The sequence below is a fragment of the Salinicola lusitanus genome (assembly GCF_003206045.1).
Taxonomy (GTDB): Bacteria; Pseudomonadota; Gammaproteobacteria; order Pseudomonadales; family Halomonadaceae; genus Salinicola; species Salinicola lusitanus.
The window spans coordinates 1-1,978 of the sequence record NZ_PZJM01000020.1 but is presented as its reverse complement, the minus strand read 5'-3'; the positions used below and the strand labels follow the sequence as shown (position 1 = coordinate 1,978).

General features: G+C 55.3%; 1 rRNA gene. It reads left to right on the top strand.

The features are described 5' to 3' along the window. The first annotated feature begins 371 nt into the window (after nucleotides 1–371). Nucleotides 372–1,911: ribosomal RNA gene (locus tag DOM45_RS19890) — 16S ribosomal RNA — on the top strand. The last annotated feature ends 67 nt before the right edge of the window (nucleotides 1,912–1,978 follow it).

The following is a 1,978-nucleotide window of genomic DNA, read 5'->3' as shown; positions in this document are numbered from 1 at the left end:
GAAATAATCGGTTGACGCGAGGCAGGGGAGACAGGCAGAATGCTCCCGCTTCTTGGCAAGGATCGGCGCCGACAGCAGCACGCGACGCCAAGCAGGATTCGACAAAAAAGACGTTGACATCCTCGCCTCGATCCTTAAAATACGCCACTCCTTACGGCGGCCCAGAAAGCAAGCGCTGACAAGCACTTGGATTCGAAACGGCAAAGTAAGGCGCTCTTTAACAATCGATCAGGTAATTGATGTGGGCGCTTGTTCTCGCGTGACAGCCAGTCACGACATATCGAGGCAAGCGACTCGTCAAGATTCGTTTGACCTTGAACCAAGTTTGGTCCGCTTTTTTCCTTCGGGAGAAGTAAGGACTATCAGACTTTAAACTGAAGAGTTTGATCATGGCTCAGATTGAACGCTGGCGGCAGGCCTAACACATGCAAGTCGAGCGGCAGCACGGGGAGCTTGCTCCCTGGTGGCGAGCGGCGGACGGGTGAGTAATGCATAGGAATCTGCCCGGTAGTGGGGGATAACGTGGGGAAACCCACGCTAATACCGCATACGTCCTACGGGAGAAAGCGGAGGATCTTCGGACTTCGCGCTATCGGATGAGCCTATGTCGGATTAGCTAGTTGGTAAGGTAACGGCTTACCAAGGCGACGATCCGTAGCTGGTCTGAGAGGATGATCAGCCACACTGGGACTGAGACACGGCCCAGACTCCTACGGGAGGCAGCAGTGGGGAATATTGGACAATGGGCGAAAGCCTGATCCAGCCATGCCGCGTGTGTGAAGAAGGCTTTCGGGTTGTAAAGCACTTTCAGCGAGGAAGAAAGCCTCTGGGTTAATACCCCAGAGGAAGGACATCACTCGCAGAAGAAGCACCGGCTAACTCCGTGCCAGCAGCCGCGGTAATACGGAGGGTGCGAGCGTTAATCGGAATTACTGGGCGTAAAGCGCGCGTAGGTGGCTTGGCACGCCGGTTGTGAAAGCCCCGGGCTCAACCTGGGAACGGCATCCGGAACGGCCAGGCTAGAGTGCAGGAGAGGAAGGTAGAATTCCCGGTGTAGCGGTGAAATGCGTAGAGATCGGGAGGAATACCAGTGGCGAAGGCGGCCTTCTGGCCTGACACTGACACTGAGGTGCGAAAGCGTGGGTAGCAAACAGGATTAGATACCCTGGTAGTCCACGCCGTAAACGATGTCGACTAGCCGTTGGGACCTTTAAGGACTTAGTGGCGCAGTTAACGCGATAAGTCGACCGCCTGGGGAGTACGGCCGCAAGGTTAAAACTCAAATGAATTGACGGGGGCCCGCACAAGCGGTGGAGCATGTGGTTTAATTCGATGCAACGCGAAGAACCTTACCTACCCTTGACATCCAGAGGACTTTCCAGAGATGGATTGGTGCCTTCGGGAACTCTGAGACAGGTGCTGCATGGCTGTCGTCAGCTCGTGTTGTGAAATGTTGGGTTAAGTCCCGTAACGAGCGCAACCCTTGTCCTTATTTGCCAGCGATTCGGTCGGGAACTCTAAGGAGACTGCCGGTGACAAACCGGAGGAAGGTGGGGACGACGTCAAGTCATCATGGCCCTTACGGGTAGGGCTACACACGTGCTACAATGGCCGGTACAAAGGGTTGCGAGACCGCGAGGTGGAGCGAATCCCAGAAAGCCGGCCTCAGTCCGGATCGGAGTCTGCAACTCGACTCCGTGAAGTCGGAATCGCTAGTAATCGTGAATCAGAATGTCACGGTGAATACGTTCCCGGGCCTTGTACACACCGCCCGTCACACCATGGGAGTGGACTGCACCAGAAGTGGTTAGCTTAACCTTCGGGAGAGCGATCACCACGGTGTGGTTCATGACTGGGGTGAAGTCGTAACAAGGTAGCCGTAGGGGAACCTGCGGCTGGATCACCTCCTTAAACGACCAGCTTCACGTGGTTCAAGCGTCCACAATCAATTACCTGATCGGCCAAGAGCAATGACTGT